The sequence below is a fragment of the Streptomyces longisporoflavus genome (assembly GCF_014649775.1).
GTDB lineage: Bacteria > Actinomycetota > Actinomycetes > Streptomycetales > Streptomycetaceae > Streptomyces > Streptomyces longisporoflavus.
Map to the genome: position 1 here is coordinate 1 of NZ_BMTR01000049.1, position 17035 is coordinate 17035.

General features: G+C 69.9%; 14 protein-coding genes and 4 pseudogenes. 11 read left to right on the forward strand and 7 right to left on the reverse strand.

What is annotated here, in order from left to right:
* Positions 1 to 366: 366 nt before the first annotated feature.
* Complete coding sequence (locus tag IE226_RS41115) at positions 367 to 897, reverse strand: MarR family winged helix-turn-helix transcriptional regulator (protein ID WP_190086639.1); 531 nt, start codon at positions 895 to 897, stop codon at positions 367 to 369.
* A 57-nt stretch (positions 898 to 954) separates the two neighbouring features.
* A complete protein-coding gene (locus tag IE226_RS41120) occupies positions 955 to 1953 on the reverse strand; it encodes a PP2C family protein-serine/threonine phosphatase (protein ID WP_229871912.1) in 999 nt (332 codons plus the stop codon).
* Between the two features lie 209 nt (positions 1954 to 2162).
* On the opposite strand from IE226_RS41120, the gene IE226_RS41125 reads away from it, so the two are divergent.
* The 3 genes from IE226_RS41125 to IE226_RS41135 all read left to right on the forward strand — a co-directional run bounded on the left by IE226_RS41125 (position 2163) and on the right by IE226_RS41135 (position 4335).
* The gene (locus tag IE226_RS41125) at positions 2163 to 2675 is read left to right on the forward strand and encodes a nitroreductase family deazaflavin-dependent oxidoreductase (protein WP_190086641.1); all 513 of its coding nucleotides are present in this window, start codon (positions 2163 to 2165) and stop codon (positions 2673 to 2675) included.
* Between the two features lie 59 nt (positions 2676 to 2734).
* A complete protein-coding gene (locus tag IE226_RS41130) occupies positions 2735 to 3148 on the forward strand; it encodes a hypothetical protein (RefSeq protein WP_190086642.1) in 414 nt (137 codons plus the stop codon).
* A 614-nt stretch (positions 3149 to 3762) separates the two neighbouring features.
* Positions 3763 to 4335, forward strand: a complete 573-nt coding sequence (locus IE226_RS41135) for a PP2C family protein-serine/threonine phosphatase (RefSeq protein WP_229871913.1) — start codon at positions 3763 to 3765, stop codon at positions 4333 to 4335.
* 504 nt (positions 4336 to 4839) lie between these two features.
* Here the strand turns inward: IE226_RS41135 and IE226_RS45360 are convergent.
* From IE226_RS45360 to IE226_RS41145, 3 genes and pseudogenes are all read right to left on the reverse strand, one after another.
* On the reverse strand, positions 4840 to 5100 hold the full coding sequence (locus IE226_RS45360; protein ID WP_373307112.1) for a hypothetical protein: 261 nt from the start codon (positions 5098 to 5100) through the stop codon (positions 4840 to 4842).
* Positions 5101 to 5133: 33 nt separating this feature from the next.
* Positions 5134 to 5866, reverse strand: a pseudogene (locus IE226_RS45495) (IS701 family transposase); the annotation flags it as partial.
* Between the two features lie 382 nt (positions 5867 to 6248).
* The gene (locus IE226_RS41145; protein WP_190086643.1) at positions 6249 to 6752 is read right to left on the reverse strand and encodes a MarR family winged helix-turn-helix transcriptional regulator; all 504 of its coding nucleotides are present in this window, start codon (positions 6750 to 6752) and stop codon (positions 6249 to 6251) included.
* Between the two features lie 455 nt (positions 6753 to 7207).
* On the opposite strand from IE226_RS41145, the gene IE226_RS41150 reads away from it, so the two are divergent.
* The 7 genes and pseudogenes from IE226_RS41150 to IE226_RS41175 form a co-directional block, all read left to right on the forward strand.
* Positions 7208 to 8452 (forward strand): cation:proton antiporter, encoded by a 1245-nt coding sequence (locus IE226_RS41150; RefSeq protein ID WP_190086644.1) that lies wholly within the window; start codon positions 7208 to 7210, stop codon positions 8450 to 8452.
* 354 nt (positions 8453 to 8806) lie between these two features.
* Positions 8807 to 9157, forward strand: coding sequence for a transporter permease (locus IE226_RS44610; protein WP_229871907.1), 351 nt, complete (start codon positions 8807 to 8809; stop codon positions 9155 to 9157).
* On the forward strand, positions 9138 to 9398 hold the full coding sequence (locus IE226_RS44615) for a hypothetical protein (RefSeq protein WP_229871908.1): 261 nt from the start codon (positions 9138 to 9140) through the stop codon (positions 9396 to 9398). The genes IE226_RS44610 and IE226_RS44615 overlap by 20 nt, the downstream gene beginning before the upstream one ends.
* Positions 9399 to 9506: 108 nt before the next feature.
* A complete protein-coding gene (locus tag IE226_RS41160) occupies positions 9507 to 11426 on the forward strand; it encodes an NAD-binding protein (protein WP_190086657.1) in 1920 nt (639 codons plus the stop codon).
* A 37-nt stretch (positions 11427 to 11463) separates the two neighbouring features.
* Positions 11464 to 11601 (forward strand): annotated as a pseudogene (locus IE226_RS41165) (IS701 family transposase); the annotation flags it as partial.
* Positions 11602 to 11681: 80 nt separating this feature from the next.
* A pseudogene (locus IE226_RS41170) lies at positions 11682 to 12057 on the forward strand (transposase); the annotation flags it as partial.
* A gap of 2 nt (positions 12058 to 12059) precedes the next feature.
* Positions 12060 to 12702: pseudogene (locus IE226_RS41175) on the forward strand (transposase family protein); the annotation flags it as partial.
* A 744-nt stretch (positions 12703 to 13446) separates the two neighbouring features.
* Here the strand turns inward: IE226_RS41175 and IE226_RS41180 are convergent.
* Together IE226_RS41180 and IE226_RS41185 are read right to left on the reverse strand one after the other, a co-directional pair.
* Positions 13447 to 14349 carry a PaaX family transcriptional regulator C-terminal domain-containing protein gene (locus IE226_RS41180; protein ID WP_190086645.1) on the reverse strand — a complete coding sequence of 301 codons (903 nt, stop codon included), beginning with the start codon at positions 14347 to 14349 and terminating at the stop codon, positions 13447 to 13449.
* A complete protein-coding gene (locus IE226_RS41185) occupies positions 14346 to 15002 on the reverse strand; it encodes a GNAT family N-acetyltransferase (RefSeq protein ID WP_229871909.1) in 657 nt (218 codons plus the stop codon). The genes IE226_RS41180 and IE226_RS41185 overlap by 4 nt, the downstream gene beginning before the upstream one ends.
* Positions 15003 to 15120: 118 nt before the next feature.
* Between IE226_RS41185 and IE226_RS41190 the strand changes: the two genes are divergently transcribed.
* Positions 15121 to 16380, forward strand: coding sequence for a DUF418 domain-containing protein (locus IE226_RS41190; protein ID WP_190086646.1), 1260 nt, complete (start codon positions 15121 to 15123; stop codon positions 16378 to 16380).
* Positions 16381 to 17035: the final 655 nt, after the last annotated feature.

Consider the following 17035-nt stretch of genomic DNA (forward strand, 5'->3'; position numbering starts at 1 on the left):
GGCGGCAAAGGCGGCCCTGGCCATGCGGCAACCTCGGGTGAGATGGAACACGATGAGACGGCGGCCTCTTCGGCGTCCAGGTCGACCCCGGCCACACGCAGCAGCTCCATGACATCGACCAGGCAGTAGGCGACACCGGACTGCCCGCCGCGGAGCGTGACCCGTCGGCCGCTGCCGTCCTGTGGGGCCTGTACAACGACAGGAGACGGCGCGGATCTGCCGCCGCCGGGCGGAGACGGCCGTGTCGCGCCGCCGGCTGTGCGTTGGCGGCCGTACTGATAGCGGTGTCGTATGTGCCCGCCGGTCATGCGATCCGGACCTCCTGCCCTTCGACGATGCGGGCAGGAGAACCCCGTACGTTGCCGGTCAGCCTGCCGTCGGTGGTCCGCCCCAGCCCAGCGGATGAAGGTCCGCGCTCTCGTCCAGGGGCGGGGCGGGCGGTTCGCCGCCCGCCTGGTTGAAGTCGGTCAGCGCATCGATGAGCGCCGTGCGCTGCCGCGGGGCAAGCCGCTCGACGATCGACGCGATCTCCTGTCGGCGCCGCGCGGTGACGTCCTCCACCGTGCGACGGCCCTCGTCGGTGAGCCGCAACAATGTCTCGCGGCGGTTGTCCGGATTGATCTGCCGGTCCGCGAGTCCTGCCGCGATGAGCCGGTCGATCATGCGCATCGCCGTCGACGGAGCCACGCCCAACAGCTCGGCCAGCGCGACGAGTTTGGTCGCCCCGCGCGAGGAGAGCACCACCAACATGCGGAACTGGGGCAGCGTCACCCGGTCCTCGACCTCCGTGAGCGAGCGCGCGGACACCGCCACCAGCACCCGTGACGCGGTGAGGACAGCCCGGGTCACCGCGTCCACATCGTCCCTGCGCTCCGCCGGCGCCGCTTTCCTGGCCATGGCACCTTTCTACCCTGCCCACGGCACAGCGTGCCCTCCGCCTCTTCATGTCCACCGTCACCGGTAGCGCAGCAGCAGCATGGCCGCGTCGTCGTGCAGGGGGCCGCTGGCGTGCCGGACCACGTCTTCGCGCAGTGCCTCAAGCGCGGCCTCGGCCCCGGGGGCCTTAAGCAGGCCGGCCCGTTCCTCCAGGGGGAAGAAGGTGCCGTCTGCGTCGCGGGCCTCAGTCACGCCGTCGGTGTAGAGCAGGAGTTGCTCGCCAGGGGCGAAGTCGACCCGGTAGGAGCGGGGCGGCTCGCTTCCGTGCGTGCCAAGGCCCAGCGGAAGCGCGTAGGCGGGCGGGTGCGGGAAGTCGACGGTGCCGTTGGATCGGACGAGCATCGGGGCCGGATGCCCGCAATTCAGCAGCACGGCGGCCTGTTCCTCGGACCGTACCTCGGCGAGGACCGCGGTCACGAACTTTTCTCCGTCCACCTCGCGGGCCACACTGCGTTCCAGCCGGGCGGCAAGGGCCACCAGGTCCGTCTCGTCGTGCGCGGCTTCACGAAAGGCGCCCAGCACCAGGGCGGCCGTCTCCACCGCGCCAAGTCCCTTGCCCTGCACGTCTCCGACAATTACCCGCACGCCGTACGGGGAGGCCACCACCTCGTACAGGTCACCGCCGATCCGCGCCTCCGCGACCGCGGACGTATAGGAGACGGCGATCTGCAACGGGCCCGCACTGCGGGGCACCGGGCGCAGCAGGACGCGCTGCGCGACCTCGGCGATCGAGCGCACACTGGCCAGTTCCGCCTCGCGCCGCCCGCGCATCACCGCCGCGATGACCCCGGCCAGCGTCACCCCGGCAACCGATGCCAGCGCCGTATAGCCGCGCCGGGTGCCGAAGAGGCCGTCGTACGTACCCAGGGCCACGCACAGCAGCAGTGCCAGCGCGCCGTACAGCACGGTGCGCCGCCAGCCGCCGATCAGCCCGGCGAAGGCAGGCCCGAGCGACACCAGCGGTAGGAACCCGACCCCGGGACCGGCCGTAAGGTCCACGGCGGTCACCAGCGCCATCACCACGGCCGGCAACCAGGAAAGGACGACACGTCCCTCCTCGTGCTCCCCAGTGATCACAACGCTCCCGGCAGTGTCGTCGGCGGGCCGTCTTCGCCGAGCGACCCTCCCCCCGAGCTTTAGGCTATGCAAAGCTTGCATGGAGTAAGTGTTGGTGTCCGGTGTCCGTTACGAAATCGAGTCCCACGCAACACCCGAGGAGGCAAATGATGACGGGGCAGCAGCACGACCCGAAGCCGCCACGCCCCGCCCTGCCGCACGGCTGGCGACGGCACCTCACGCGGCTGCCCATCGCCTTCTATCACGTGGGCCTGGGCCCGCTGTTCGGCAACCGCCTGCTGCTCCTCAATCACACCGGCCGCACCAGCGGCCTCCACCGGCGGGTGGTGCTGGAGGTCGTCGCCCACGACCCCAGACAGGGAACCTGGGTCCTGGCCTCCGGCTTCGGCCCCGAAGCTGCCTGGTACCGCAATCTGCAGGCCTCCCCGAAGACCACGATCCAGGTCGGCAACCGCCACCACGCCGTCACCGCCGAGTTCCTGAACGCGGACGTGGGCGCCGGGATCATGGCCCGCTACGCTTCGGCTCGTCCCCGCGCCGCCCGGCGCCTGTGTGCCTTCATGGGCTTCGACGTCGACGGCAGCACGGCGTCCTACCGGCGGGCCGGCCGCCAGATCCCCTTCGTGCGACTCGACGCCGCACCAAGTCGACGGCGGCCATGACGCTCCTGCCATCACCAGACGCAACGCCGGCAGCGAAGACGAAGGAGAAGCAACCCGCGGTGGACGATCGGGACGAGACCTGGCACAGGTTCCTCACGGACAACGAGCGCGCGATACGCCGGACCGCACCGAGGGAGCTCTCGGCGCAGGAGCGTCTCGAAGCCGCCGCGCGGCGGCGAGACGCCGAGCCTCCGCCTCCCGGCCCCCCGGCCCGAAGCAGCTTCGAGCCGGTCGGCGACCTCTGGCAGCCTGCGTCGGCCTCAGAGCCGGTGTCCTGGAACGCCATGGACGGCTGGGGCCGCCTGCGCCTCGCCCTGCGCGCGCTGGGTGCGCTCGCCGTGCTCGTCGCGGCGCTGGCCGCGCTCTCCCGCCAACCCACCGGAGCGATCCCCGATCCCGGCCGCCCCGAGGGCGTCACACTCCAGGAGGCCGAGGAGGCGCCGGACGGCCTCGACCAGGCGCCCATCCCGTAGACCTCCTGCACCACGGCGAGTGCACCCTCACGCGGCCAGCGACTGCTTTCGAGCAGCAAGGGACTCCCGCCCCACATTTCTGCCACGACGCCACAGCCTGTCCGCCACGGACAGACAGGAGGGGACACGGGGTAATGAACTACCAGCTCGGGCATGCTCGTTCGCCGTGGCTCTTTGGTTCGCTCCTGGCCTTCGTCACGATTCTGCTGGGCTCGCTGGACCTTGCCTCCCACGAGCATCACCGCGGCATCGTGGTCGCCCTGGTAGCCGTTCCCGCTTCGAGTCTGGTCGTGCCTGGCGACCGTCCCTCCCGGTGGACGCTCTACGCGGGCGGACTGGCCCTGGGCGGCGCCCCGGTGGGCAGCGCGGTCGACTGGCACAACGGCCGAAGTCTCCGAGCCGTCCGGCGGCGCCGAGTGCCCGGACGTACGCCATCGGCGGCTTCCGCCTGGCCCTGCATACCGTGCCCCGGGCGAACCGGGCCACTTTGGCGGCCGACCTGTGCGACGCGCGGGAGGCTCCGTACGGTACGCGCATCCTCGTCGCCGATCTGACGGGCAAAAACGACGCCACACGAGCCGCCGGAGATCAAACTCCTGGACCGCTGGAGACGGCTGGCGGTCACCGAACCAAGCCTCGACGAAACCGCACGCCGCCTCGATGCGGACCTCACCGAGCACTCCGAACGGTTCGCCAAAGCGCTCCTCCTCACGTTCCAGGAGGGCCGGGCAGAACTCGTCTGCTGCGGGCATCCGCCACCCCTGCTGATGTCCGAGAACGGCGACGTCCGCGAACTGAACGTGCTCACGCCGCTGCCTCCGCTCGGGCTGTTCGATCTTGACCCGTACGGCCGTGCCGTGTACACGACGTCCTTCACGGTGAGAGAGTCCACGCGCCTGCTCCTGCACACGGACGGCAGAGACGCCACGGCGACCGCGCAGGGCAGGCCGTTCCCGCTGCGCGACTGGGTGCACGCTCACGGCCCCTGTCCTCCCGTGCTCGACACCCTCGTGAGTGACCTCAGCCAACACACGGGCGGCGAGCCGGCCAGTCTCCGGGACGAGGCGTTGCTACTCCTCCTCCAAGCGGAAAAGCACCAGCTCCGCCACCTCACGACGTCCCTCCATGCCCCTGCGGCCACGAACCACTGCGAGGCTCCAACCGACGGCGACCGGGCCGGGGGGTGACGTCAATCAGCAGGTCACATCTGCTGGCCTGCGGCACAAGTCGCCCTCGACCTGCCCGGCACGCCGTCCGGCGGCGCGAGCCGGAGGAGAGGTGCTGGCAGGTGACGTGCCAGACACGGGTGCGTCCGACAGGCGCCGGCCCAAGAGCGCCCCGTCGGCTGGCAGATTGTTCACCGTGCCGCGCTCGGCAGCGGACTCGGCCATGCCCAGGGCGGAGAGGTAGGAATAGACCCCGCGGCCGTCGCAGGTGAGGACCTCAGGTCCATCGGGACCGGCATCGATGGCTCGATCTACATCGGCGCGCTGGCCACGGGCGCTCTCGTGAAGCTTCTTGCCGGCCGTGCGGCTCTTCTCGTTTCGAACCGGGCATCACCGTTCCCGCAATTCCGCACCCCCTATACCCAACACGCACGTTATGGCTCTGGAGTGGATGCGGCGAGGCGAGGGATACGAAGTGCGGCGAAGTTGCTTTCAACAGCGAATACTCCAGTGTGGTTTCGTGATCTATCCAGCGGGTTCGCCGGCGGCTCGTCGTCGGTAGTGGCTGCGTCGGGCTGTTGCCTGGTGGCGCCGACGCCAGTTGGACCAGTGCAGCAGTCTGGCCACGGTCACCGCTGGTGAGTCGAAGACGGAGCCGAGTAGGTGTCGAATCTCCGGGACGGTCAGCGTGATCGGATCGGGGCTGCGGACCGGTTGGTATGCGTCATCGGGCCGTTCGGGGGCCGCGTCGGCGGCGAGGGCGGTCAGGAAGGCCAGAGCAAGCATGGCGAGGGTGATGTGCCGGTGCCAGGAGGTCCAGTTGCGGACCTGGTAATGGTCGAGACCGACCTGGCCCTTGGCTGCCTGGAAGCACTCCTCGACGCTCCAGCGGACACCGGCGACGCGGACCAGTTCGGACAGGGGTACTTCGGTGGGTGACCAGCACAGGTAGAAGGCGAGTTCGCCGGTGGACCGGCTGCGAGGCGGATGAGCAGGTTCCGGTGGCTGTCGGTGCCGATGTAGATCCAGGCCCAGTCGTAGTACCGCGGGCCTTTCGCACCGTTTCCGGCGCTGTGGCGCTGCCAGGCCGTGGCGGGCAGGCGGCCGGCGACGGTGTCCGCGCGGATGGGCGTGCGGCCGTGGTTGATCCTTACCCGCAGCGAGCAGGCGACGGCCGTCACGTAGCCGGTGCCGCGTATTTCCAGGGCGGCGCGGAGTAGGGGGTCCTGGGCCGTAGGCATCGTCACCGGTCACCCAGGAGGCGGTAATGCCGGGGTCCAGCGCAGCGGCGATTATCTCCGATGCAAGACGGGGCTTGGTGGCGAATGGCACCCTCTTGGGTATTCCGGCCGCAGTGCGGCGTTCGGGATCATCGGACCAGGAGTGCTCGGGCAGGCAGAGCCGACGGTCGATCAGGGCCCTTCCCCGCTCTGGCCAGGGCGAGGAACACGCCGACCTGGGCGTTCTCCATGCGTCCCGCGGTGCCGGTGTACTGCCTCTGCACTCCGGCCGATGACCGGCCCTTCTTCAGGAAGCCGGTCTCGTCGACCACGAGAACGCCGTCGGCGCCGAGGTGTTCGACGGGTAGGCGCGCAGGTCGTCGCGGACGGCATCGGCGTCCCAGCGGGTGTAGCGCAGCAGGCGCTGGATCGGCCCGGGCCGGGCATGGCCGCCTGTTCGGCCATTTGCCAGCAGTTCTTCCGCTCGACGCTCGACAGTAGTCCGAGCCGGTAGGCGCGGGCCGTGGCCCGGGGTTCAACTCGCCCGCACGGGCGCGCGATCCGGGCCATGACCTGGTCGAACATCGCTCGCCAGCGGGCAGGTTCTACGCTATGGCCTGCGGTCACCGCACGATCTTCAGGAGCCACACAACCTCCGATGATCACGCGGTGGCCGCACGTGTTCCCAGCCGGGTCCGTCACGAGATCGCCAGATCAGAACGGATTACCAGAAGCCCCGTTGCCCTCGACATTGGCCACCATCGTGCGAAGCACCTTGAGCGCGGCCACGTACTCCTCGTCGCTGATCCCTTTGTGGACTTCGGCGCGTACCTCGGTCGCCAGCTCACGAAGCCGCGCTCTGGCGGCCTCCCCGGCATCTGTGAGGTGCAGGCGCTGCCCGTCGTCGATCCGCAGCCACGCGCGGTGGAGCAACTGGTCGACGACCCTGGCGATCTCGTGCGGGCCGTCGGCAAGGTGCGTCAGCTGCGCGACGACCTCCTCGCGGCTCGGCGCCGCAGGGCCCCCGTTCACGCGGTTGAGTACCCAGTACTGCGGCTGCGTGACGTCGAGCTTGGCCATCGCGTCACGCAGATGCCGCGTGACGGTCGCATGGGCCAAGCCGCTCCAGTAGCCGATCGGCTGAGTGGCCAGCGTGTCATCGGTTGCGGCCGGGTTCGCCGGCGCCTGGTCAGTGGTGGTGCCTATCAGCGATTCCATGATCGCGACGCTACATTCCCGTCGGCGCACTGAACCACCGGAATGCGCCATTCACTGCAACTCGTCCTGGATGTGCGTCGGAACCGCCGACCACCCTCATCCTCAGGGATGCCGCAGCCGTTCCCACTCCGCATCCGACAGATCACCCCGCCCCATACGCAAGACAACGATCCGGCCAGATGACAGTCGCATGATCGGCTGGACAGCTCTTCCGGGCAACCGGCTTGGCTCGATTGGTTGGCCGGGCCGAAGCAGGAGGCTCTTGCGGGCGGCACACGCCATGGTTACCTCAGCGACCGGCACCACGCCGGGTTCCGGCAACTTCCATGCCGTCATCGTGCGTATCAAGAACCTGTTAGTGCCGCGTAAAGAACGTGTAGGGTTCCCCACGGTGTGCCGGGAAGCCTGGTCGGCGTCTTGAGACAAGTCTCTTTGCTGAACGGGGAATACCGGCCATGGTGCTTATCGTCGTCTTCGGAGTCGCACTGCTGATCGCGGTGTTGTTGTCGGGCCTCGCCGCCCGCACGGTGCTCTCCACCTCGTTCCTCTTCCTCATCGGCGGCGCGCTGGTCAGCGACGGATTCCTCGGCCTGATCCACATCACGCCGGACAGCGAGATCGTGACCGTGACGGCCGATCTCGCGCTGTTCGCGGTGCTGTTCACCGACGGCATGCACGTCTCCTTCCCCAAGCTGCGCGCCAACTGGAAGAACCCGGCGCGCGCCCTGGGGCTCGGCATGCCGCTCGCCTTCGTCGGCATGGCGCTGATCACCCATTACCTGGTGGGCCTGAACTGGACGACGTCCTTCCTGGTCGGCGCGGTCCTCGCACCCACCGACCCGGTGTTCGCCTCGGCCATCGTGGGCCGCAAGGAAGTCCCCTCCAAGCTGAGGCAGCTGCTGAACGTGGAGAGCGGCATCAACGACGGCCTCGCCCTGCCCGTCGTCCTCGTCCTCATCGCCGCGGCGGGCCCCACCTCCGGGCACGCCGAATCCTCCCTGGCGAAGATCGGACTGGAGCTGCTGCTCGGCCTGGCCTTCGGCATCCTCCTGCCGATGCTCGTCATCGCCCTGGTCCGCTTCCGCCACCTCGGTGCGGACCCCAAGCTCCAGCCCTTGCTGCCACTGGCCATCGGCGTGATCCTGTATGCGCTGTGCCACCTCACGCACGCCAACCCCTACCTTGCGGCGTTCTCCGCAGGTGCGGTCCTCACCGCCCGCTCGATCAAGGCCAAGGAGTCCTTCGAACCGCTGGGGGAATCCCTGGCCGAACTGGCCAAGTTCGCCGCTCTGCTGGTCTTCGGCGCCCTGCTCACGCCGCGCCTCTTCGGTGACCTGTCCTTCGGCGGCTACGTGGCCGTGGTCCTGGCCATCGTGCTGATCCGTCCCGCCTCACTGATGCTCTCCCTACTGGGGACACGTTTTACGCGTCAGGAGAAGCTGGTCGCCGCCTGGTTCGGGCCCAAGGGTTTCGCCTCGGTCGTCTACGGACTGCTGGTGTTGCAGGCCGGCATCCCCCAGGGCGAGGAGGCGTTCACGCTCATCGCGGTGTGCATCGCCTTCTCGATCGTGGCGCACAGCAGCACCGACGTACCTATCGCCCGGCTCTTCCACGTCGACGAGTTCACCGACACCGAAGTGCCGGCCGCCAGGACCGGCGATGGCACGAGCACGGAGGAGCCCGGCCGTGTAGAAACCTGAGCCCGTCCGCTCGTATGCCGGCGTGACCGTCCGCGTACCCGCGGCTGTTGGGTGCGACCAGGTGAAGCGCTGCAGGAACTCGTCATCGGAGGATCGTGAACGACCGGCACAGTTGGGCGGCCAACGCCGCCTTCGTCGGCGCCCGCGCGCTGATCATCACCGAGAAGAACCCCCGAGTCGCCGCCGCCCTCGCCGGCGACGCGCTGATGCCGGCAACCGGGAAGCGCCTGGTACCCGTCGCCGCTTCCTCTTCCGCAAGTCCTTCGTGCACCACGAGGACCGCACCGAGAAGGTCATGGCGCTGGAGGAACGGGAGCCCATCAAGAACCCCCGCCTCCTCGTCCAGGCCTGATCGTGCTCGGCCTGGTCATCATCGGCTTCGTACTGCCCCCGGTCCTGCACTACGAACCCAGCGCCGTCGCCCTGCTCGGCGCGCCGGACTGCTCATCGGCACCTCCACCGTCGAGACCGGCGAAGTACTCGGCGAGGTCGAATGGCCCCCTCGCCTTCTTCGCCGGGCTCTTCATCATGATCGGCGGGCTCATCGCGACCGGCGTCATCGGTGAGATCTCCAACGCCCTCCCGGTCGCGACCGGCGACAGCGGCCTGGGCCGCTCCATGCTGCTGTTGGGGGGCGCCCGGCGTCCTGTCGGGCATCGTGGACAACCTTCCCTACGTCGCCACCATGGCGCCCATCACCAGTGACCTGGTCGAATCCATGGGCGGCTCCGGCGCCCACGTCATGTGCTGGGCCCTGGCCATCGGCGCCGACCTGGGCAACAACGCCACCGCCCTCGGCGCCAACGTCGTCGTCATCGGCATGGCCGAACACAAGCGACAGTCCATCAGCTTCTGGCAGTTCACCAAGTACGGCCTCGTCGTCACTACCGTCACCGTGACGATCTCCGCCGCGTACGTGTGGCTGCGCTACTTCGCCCACGCCTAGCAGAGAGGGAATGCGATGAGCCACGGGAACCAGCGAGCACCCCACCGTGCTCCACGTGATGTGTCCTCCCTTCCCCAGCAGATACAGCCCCCCGCGCAGGCCGGCCACATGATCGTGTGCGGCGACGACGCCCTGGCCGAACGGCTGGCCGCCGAGCTGCACGCGGTCTACCGCGAGACCGTCACGGTCGTCGTCGCCTCCGCCCGGGCGGGGGACGCGGCGCGGGGCGGTTCTGCGGGCCGGGCGGCCGCCACCCTCCTGAGCCGGGTGCAGGCCGTCATGGGCCGGCCGGCCCGTACCTCCCCCGACGGGGACGCCCGGGCGCCGCGGGTCCTGGAAGCCCCGGCCCCCGACGAGCCGACTCTCGTCGAGGCCGGTGTGCGCGAAGCTGCCGCGCTCGCGCTCGTCTACGACGACGACGAGACGAACATCCACGCCGCGCTGGCCGCCCGCCGCCTCAACCCCCGCCTGCGCCTGGTGATCCGGCTGTACAACCGCAAGCTGGGCCAACACCTGGAGGAACTCCTCGACCAGGCGGCGGCGGTGACCGCTCCCGGACTCGACCGGACAGCGCTCGACACCTCCACCACCGTCCTGTCCGACGCCGACACCGCCGCCCCGGCCCTGGCAGCCACCGCCGTCGCCGGGACCAGCAAGGTCGTCCAGGCCGACGGGCTGCTGCTCCGCGCCGCGGAACATACCCCACCGGCCCGCGGCCAGGTCGCCGACCCCGGCCTGTGCACCCTGGCCCTGCTGTCGGCCACCACCAACAACCCGGCCGGAGCGGAAGGTTCGGACACCAGCGGTCAAGGCGAGGGACCACTCCTGCTGCCCGACGACCGCACGGTGGCCGCCGCCACCGGCCGGGGCACCATCGTCCTGGAGACCGTCACCCACGCCGGACCCGCACTGCCCCCCGGCCGTCTCGTAGGACGCGGCATCCCGTTCGGCTCGCTGTTCTCCGCGCGGCTGCGCTGGTCACTGGCCGGACTGGCCGCCTGCGTCCTCGGCCTGGCGGTGGCGAACTGGCTGACGGTCCCCCACACGCATCCGCTGCACGCCGGATACCTCACCCTGCTCGACCTCTTCGCCATCGACGACCCCGCGCTCGGCCAGCCCACGTCCCGCCAGATCCTCCAGCTCCTGTCCGGTCTGGCCGGGTTGCTGCTCCTGCCCGTACTGCTCGCCGCCGTCCTGGAAGCCCTGGGCACCTTCCGCAGCGCGGCCGCCTTGCGCCGCCCGCCGCGCGGTCTGTCCGGCCACGTCGTCCTCCTCGGACTGGGCAAGGTCGGCACCCGCGTCCTCGCCCGGCTGCGCGAACTCGGCATCCCCGTGGTGTGCGTGGAGGAGGACCCCGAAGCGCGCGGCATCCCGCTCGCCCGCCGCCTGCGGGTCCCCACCGTCATCGGCGACGTCACCGACGAGGGCGTCCTGGAAGCAGCCAAGATCCACCGCGCCCACGCCCTGCTCGCCCTGACGAGCAGCGACACCACCAACCTCGAAGCGGCCCTGTACGCCCGCTCCGTCAAGCCCGACCTGCGCGTGGCGCTGCGCCTGTACGACGACGCGTTCGCCACCGCCGTCTACCGCACCCTGCGCGCCGCCCACCCCCACGCCCTCACCCGCAGCCGCAGCGTCTCCACCCTCGCCGCGCCCGCCTTTGCCGGGGCGATGATGGGTCGTCAGGTGCTCGGCGCAATCCCCGTCGAACGCCGGGTGCTGCTCTTCGCCGCCCTCGACGTCGCCGGCCACCCCCAACTCGAGGGCCGCACCATCACCGAGTCCTTCCGGGCCGGAGCCTGGCGCGTCATCGCCCTCGACTCCGCCGCCCCCCACGAGCGCCAGCCCGACCTGGCGGCCGCCCCCGCCGACGACGGCACCGAGCACCCAGCGGGCCTGGTCTGGGACCTCCACCCCGGCTACGTACTGCGTCCCCAGGACCGCGTCGTCCTGGCCGCCACCCGCCAGGGCCTGGCCGAACTACTCGGACGACGGCCCCGGACCCAGGCGCATACACCGGAGACGTAGGCACACCCGCCGGTCCCGTTAAGATCAGCGCAGGTGAGTCAAACACGGCCTGGGCCTGGACCACTTCGAAGTCCGCTCCTGGACCGGCTGGCACCACCACGTCACCCTGGCGACAGCCGCCCACGCCTTCCTGACCGAACAGCGGCTCACCCCAGAAGTGCCCGCACCGGCCTGACCCTCTACCAGGTTCTCGACGCCGTGCCGGACCTCTTGAGGTGCTGGACCGGTATCTGCACCACCTGTCAGCGGTCCCTGCACTCCTTCCGCTATGCCGCCCGGCAGGACTGGGGCAAGATCGCCCGTCTCCTCAAGCCCGTCTACACCGCCGCCACCGAGGAGGCCGCGCTGGACCGGTTCGCAGAGTTCGTCGATGCCTGGGGCCGGAAGTATCCGGCGATCGTGGAGCTGTGGGAGAACGCCCGGAAGGAGTTCACCCCGTTCCTGCGGTTCGACACCGAGATCCGCCGCATCGTCTGTACCACGAACGCGATCGAGTCCGTGAACGCGCGGATCCGCCGGGCAGTCAAGGCCCCGCAGCCACTTGCCCAACGAGCAAGCCGCCCTGAAGTGCCTCTACATGGCAATCATGTCCCTCGACCACACCGGAAAGGGACAGGCCCGCTGGGCCATGACGTGATGGATGTCAACGCGCTTGTACGCACGGCGTTTTCGGGGCCGTCACGGCTGATCGTCGAGGACGTGACGGACGGGCCTGAGGCCGTGGTGGTCACGGCCCGCACTCGGGATGAGGCGGTGCCGTGTCCGGCGAGCGGGACACTGACGGCGAAGGTGCACGGCTATCACGGCCGGACGGTGTCGGACGTGCCGGTCGATGGTCGCCAGGTTGTCGTCCACCTGCGCGTACGGCGCCTGGTCTGCCCAGTTCTGGGTTGCCGGCAACAGACCTCCCGCGAGCAGATTCCGGGGCTCCTGGAGCCTCATCAGCGCCGCACGGTGCGGCTTGCCAGGCAGATGTCCCAGGTGGCACGGGAGTTATGCGGACGGGCGGCCGCCCGCCTCGCCGCTCTGCCGGCCGTGCCCTTCTCCCGCAGCACCGCACTGCGTCATCCGCGACGCCTTCGGGGCCGGCGTCGCCGGTTCCACCCGTGATGGTGCCGACGATTTCGCCCTGCGCCGCCGCCACCGATACGCCACGATCATCACGGACGCCACCACCGGCAGGCGGGTTGAGGTCCTGCCCGATCCCGAGGCCGCCACCCTGGAGTCCTGGCTGCGGGGACGTCCCGGCATCGAGGTCGTGTGCCGCGACGGCTCACGCCCCGGACACTGTCGGGCTCGTAGCCGAACTTCTCCGAGACGCGGCGGGATGCGGCGTTGTGCGCGGGTGCGCGAAGGCAGTGGACATGACCCGCTCGGCGCCCGGACAGTCGCAGGCCAGGTGCAGCGCGGCGGCGCCCCTCGTCCAGGGAGTGGAACCCGGATTCGATTCCGGCGACATTGGGACAGGCGTAGACGGCGCCGTTCTTGTCGTTGACGCCGAGGTGGGCCTCGGCGTCAAGGACGTTGCCCCACCAGCGGGCGGACTTCTCCGGGTCCTCGGCGAAGATCATGATGGCGCGAATGCCGTAGACCAGCGGCGCGCCCCCACGTCCTGCCGCGTGACACACGAGGCGTTACAACGGCCGGCTCGGCAAGGGCTACGTCATCACGATCTCGGACAAGGGGCGCCAGACCGGCGCCCCCCGCAACGACTTGTTCATTCACGGCGAGATGACTCAGCATCAGGCGTGCACGTCGGCCACGGTGTGCTGCAGAGGGTGCGCTTCGCCGAGTAGGGAGCCAACCTGCGCACCCGGCTCGTCGCTGACCGGCCCGTGGACGTGCAGGTCAGCCGAGACCCCGTACGCACGTCGTCGAGTTTGCCTCGTGGGAGCCATGCGGGAGCCACGTGGGAACCGGCCTCGCATGGCCATGGACGATCGCCGCCAAAGGTCCAAGGTCCACGCTCCCGACCATTGCGAGGACAGCGTGGTGGCGGGCTCGGGCTCTTCGGCGCTTATCACTGCCTGTCGGGTGCGGTGATGGCGTCGCTGTAGAGGCTGAACAGGCGCGGAAGTGACGTGGGGGTGTGCTGAGCCGCAGGGAGGGCACGCAGAGTGGTCCAGCATTCCCGGGTGAGTCGGCGGGCACGACTGCCGGGCCAGGGCCGGGGCAGCAGTTCCGGCGGCAGTAGCGGGTCGGGGGTCATGGCTCGGCTGAACTCCGCGGCGAGTTCCACGGCCAGGGTGAGCCGCTCGACTCCGGACAGGTCCGTTCCGCGGGCCAGTCGGTCGGCGCAGGTCGCGGCGAAAGCGGCGAGGCGTTCGTGCCCAGCGGCGATCTCACCCAACGGCCAGATGCGGGAGGCGAGTTGTCGAGGGTCGGTGACACCCCCGATGCGCAAGTCGGTACTGGTGAGGAACGTGACGGAGTCGAGTACGTCGAGATGGCGGGCCTGAGCCTCGACCAGATCGGCGATGGGGTTGGCGGCCACGTACAGGCCGCCCTGGACGGGCGCCGCGCCCAGGTGCAGCAGGGTTTCCCGCAGGGCGTCGCGGTCGGTGCGGCGTGCTTCCGGGATGGCGAAGGCGAACAGGTGCCACGTGCCGTCCCAGGGCGCGAGCCCGCAGTCCTGTTGGTAGGCATAGCGGACATGCTCGGTAGCGGGGGCGAGAGTGCCGGTCGCGGCATCGGGCACTGCCCGCAGTACGGCCTTGCGCCCCCGCCCTTCCTGGTGGAACCGACCCTCGGTGACAAGGCGTTTGACGCACAGCCGGACCTGCTGGTCGGTCATGCCGAGGAGTCCGGCGACGGCGTAGAGCTCACCGGCGTCGACAGTCCCGTCCTCACGGACCAGGGCGTGCACGAGCAACCTCGTCGGAATTTCGGGACGCTGTGCGTGGTCCGGCTTCGCGTGATTCATCGGGGGATTCCTCCGGCCAGGTCGTCGGGGGTGACGGCACGGTGCATGGTGGTGACGGCACCGAATCCCATCAACGTCCTCAGAAACGGGGTCTGCTGGGTGCGCACGGCGCTGAAGCCGTGGCGTTCGTAGAGGGCCTTGGCGCGCGGGTTGACGTCGATGACGTCAAGCCGGATACGGGAGCAGGCGTTCTCGGCGGCCACGGCGGCGATCTCGCGCAACAGCAGGGCTCCGATGCCGGTGCCGCGGTGTGCCGCGGCCACGCAGATGCCGTCCATCACGAGTTCGCCCTCGGCGGGTTTCCGGGTGAGCAGGACGAGCAGGGCAAGCCGGGGCAGTCCTCGCAGCGGGCCGTATCCGGACAGTACGTCACGTGCCGAGCCGCCGTTCAGAGCGCGGCCCGCGAGGTCGTAGCCGGCGACGCCGACGACGCGGCCCACACCGTCGAGCGCGGTGATGCCGCGGTCGTGGTGCAGATGGGAGGCGAGGAACACCCGGCCCTTCTCGGGAGGGCCGAGCGCGCTGCCGAGCTTGCGGCCGAACGCCTCCCAGTACAAGGCGGCCACCTGCTGTTCGGCTCCTTCGGGGATCCCTCGATGCAGACGGGGGACACCGCTGTCGCCCCGGCCCGCCGCCTCCTGCGGTGCGTCCACGGTCCTCCCTCTCCCGGCGCGAGCCGTCGTGCGCCTTCACCGTTCACCTCTACCGACAATCATAGTACGCTCGTGTTCGAAACGACCGTTTCATTTTCGATAGTTTCTAAGGAGTCACGTGATCGTTCGACCGCGTAACGAGAGCCCCCCGCACCCCCCGACAAGGCAGCAGCGGCAGAGCGGCGGCGCCCGGCTGGCACAGGTGGACGCGCTGCGCGGCTTCGCGCTGCTCGGCATCCTGATGGTCAACATCACCTACATGGCCTCCGCCTATCACGGCACCGGCCTGGAGGACCCGGGCCTCGGCGGCCCGGTGAGCGAGGCCGTCCGATGGCTGGTGGCGGTGCTCTTCGAGGCAAAGTTCTTCCTGCTGTTCTCGTTCCTGTTCGGCTACAGCTTCACGCTGCAGATCGACTCGGCCGAGCGGCGCGGCGCCCGGTTCACACCACGCTTCCTGAGGCGCCTGACCGGGCTGTTCGTGATCGGCGTCGTGCACGCCGTCGTCCTCTTTCCCGGCGACATCCTCACCCTGTACGCCGTCCTGGGGCTGATCCTGCTCGCACTGCGCCGCATCCGGCCCCGTACCGCAGTACGGATCGCGGTGGCACTCCTTGCGGTGACCGCCGCCGCATACGCGCTCCTCGCACTCGCTGCCGGCCACGCAGGCGGGGACGGCACGATCTCTCCGTCCACGGCAACTGCCGCAGCCCGGGCGACCGAGGCCCTGCGCGGTGGACCGGCATCGGTCATCGGCGCCCACCTCGGGGAACTCCCGGACGTGGCCTTCCTGTTGGTCTTCTTCCAGGCGCCGTCCGCGCTCGCCGCCTTCCTGCTGGGCCTGGCAGCCGGACGCCGGCGAGCCCTCGCGGACACCGACCGGCACCAGCGGCTCCTGCGGCGACTCCAATGGGTCGGCTTCACGGTCGGGCTGGCGGGCGCCCTCGTGTACGCGGACGCGAGCCTGAACCACCCCGAGTCCGCCTACCAGCTCTTCGCCATGGGCCTCGACGTGATCACCGCTCCCCTGCTGGCCGCCGCCTACGCGGCGACCGTGCTCCGCCTCGCCCACGGCCACCGCGGCCAGATCGTGGTCACCGCGCTCGCGCCGGCGGGCCGCATGTCGTTGACCAACTACCTCGGTCAGTCCCTGGTCTGCGCCCTGCTGTTCACCGGCTTCGGGGCCGCCCTGGTCGGCCGCGTCCCGCCCATCGGAGTCGCGGCGATCGCCTTGACCTTGTTCGCGGTACAGACAGCGGCCAGCCGATGGTGGCTGCGACACCACGGCTACGGCCCGCTGGAGTGGCTGCTGCGCGCCTGGACCACGCTGTCGATACCGCCGTGGCACCCGCAGCCCGGAAAACGATCAACCCGGCCATAGTTCTCGTACGTTCATTTCCTTGCCTCGTTCAAGAGCAATGGTGCATCCGCATGTCCACTGCGGACATCAGGACCGTCGTGACCCGTACCGGATGAACGCCGCGCCGGGGCGGAGCAAGTCAGAACGCGGCAGCGCAGGATCGGACCGGACCCTTCATCGACCGCTCATCAGCGTCCGGCAGGCTCACCTGAAAGCCCCGGCAGATGGCTCACTCCCCACCTCCATCCGCCACACTGGGCTCACGCCGGAGCCCGGATTGGCCGACGCTCCTGCGCCGTCCATCTGCCCGGTCCGGCTCCGGGGGCCGCTGCCGCCGGAGCCAGCCGCTGTCGGCGAGCGGGGCGCGGCGGGCAGCGGGCCGCCTTCGTGGCCACCGCGGGCCCACCCGCTTGCTCTGCGTCCGGCTCTCGGAGGGGTTTTATCCTCCTGCACCACGCCCAACCAGCACGCCAGGTGAAGTCTGCGCACACGCCGCCTGTTCCCGCAGGGCCCGCGGGATGCTGGTGTCCGCTGCCGTCGCCGCTGCGCTCATCCTGCTCTCCACAGCGTCCGCTGCCGGGCCGGGGATACGTGCGCATCTCGTCGTTGCGCTCCTGACGGCGAACGAGCCCGGCGTCGATGGACGCCGGGCTTTCGGCTTTCCTCGTCCTCGCCG